Raw genomic sequence first — 1,438 nt, 5'->3', positions numbered from 1 at the left:
AACGTAGGAAAGCGGGAAAGACCGCGCGAATGTCGGTGTAATCTTGTTTTGAGGACCGCTGCCGCCTTTCGTACAAATATGAGCCGGTGTTCGAAGCTGGGAAGCCTACCGTCCGCCGTAGACGGCGGTTGATGGCTCGAGGCCGACAGAGCCGTGGTGTTTCCGATCTAGCGAGGCTGTTGGTCGGCCGGCCCGATTGCTCCCAATCGCGGCTCATCCTGACGCTCAGCAGAAGGCAGGCGCTGCATACTGGACCAGATCATATGGTCCGCAATAACGCCAACGACGATTGCAACCGCGTAGGCGACCAGGTCCCATAGCGAGAACACGCGCCCAACTAGCAGCTTGCCGGGCAAGGTCAGCCGAAAGGCGTCGAGCAGCGGCGTATGATAGAGCTTGAACAGTTCGACGCAGAACGCGATCGCGCTCGATACGAGAGCGCCGCGCATGAGCTGCCAAAGTGGGCGAACGGACGAAACGATCCAGTAGATCATTAGCGCCCACATCAGCGATCCGCCATATTTGACGAAGGCGTTCGGCAGCCCGAGCGGCGCTAGTCTGATCGTAAGACCAGTCGCTATGGTGGCGACGATCAGTAGCGCCGACAATGCGAGTGGCCTTCCCCGCACCATCTATGCCTTCCGAGTCGGTACGACGGCGCATGCAGGCAGCGTGACGAGGAAGCCCGCGCCCCTACCGTTGTCCCGGTCTAGGGATATCGTGCTGTGGTGCGCCTGGAGAAGCGAGCGGATGATTGGCAGCCCAAGTCCGGTGCCGCCCGATGTGCGGCGGCTGGTGAAGAAGGGCTCGAAGATGCGGTCGCGATCACCCAGGGGGATGCCTGGACCGTCATCCCGGAACGCCAGTTCTACAAACTCGCCTGACGCCCGCGCTGCGATCGAGACGCGGAATGCTGCGGCCTGTCGGCTGTTCTCGATGAGGCCGGTCATCACCGTTTCGATCACCGCTGGCGGCACAGCGACGCTCGGCAGCCCCGCGGCCGGTTCCGGTACGATGTCGAAGTCGGCGCCGCTGAAGGCATCCGCCACACGGTGCATGACGTCGGACAGGTCGGTGGCGGCACCCTCAACCATCTCGGCCATGTCGGCGCGGGCGAGGTCAAGCAGGCGACTGACGAGCCGGTTCAGGCGCGCCGCGTCCTCGCCGATGTTGGCGAGAAAGCGTTCGCGATCCGCTGCGCCCATGTCGGGATGGTCCTGGAGCAACTCGACCGCACCGCCGATCCCGGCCAGGGGAGTCTTGAACTCATGGCTGACCGCGTGCGCGAAATCGCGCAGGTAGCGGGAGCGCCGTTCGATCGCCTCGGCCATTACGCCGAAGTCTCGGTAGAGCGCCTGGATCTCGACGGCGGCGGTGGTCGGGGCAGGCGGCACCGAACCCCCGCCGCTCGCGACCGCCCGCGTCGCGTCGCCCAGCG

At 64.6% G+C, this 1,438-nt stretch carries 2 protein-coding genes; both read right to left on the bottom strand.

Annotation, left to right across the window (positions count from 1 at the left end; translation table 11 throughout):
• Positions 1-167 precede the first annotated feature (167 nt).
• Entirely contained in the window at positions 168-608 is a 441-nt protein-coding gene (locus sphst_RS14080; RefSeq protein ID WP_199848985.1) for a ribosomal maturation YjgA family protein, read from the bottom strand.
• A 24-nt stretch (positions 609-632) separates the two neighbouring features.
• A partial coding sequence (locus tag sphst_RS14075; protein WP_199848984.1) for a sensor histidine kinase occupies positions 633-1,438 on the bottom strand: 806 nt, incomplete at its 5' end.

Origin of the sequence: Sphingomonas sp. STIS6.2 (assembly GCF_000732685.2) — a bacterium.
Classification (GTDB): Bacteria; Pseudomonadota; Alphaproteobacteria; order Sphingomonadales; family Sphingomonadaceae; genus Sphingomonas; species Sphingomonas aerolata.
Note: the sequence above shows the minus strand (reverse complement) of the source record. Positions and strands in the feature narration are given on the sequence as shown.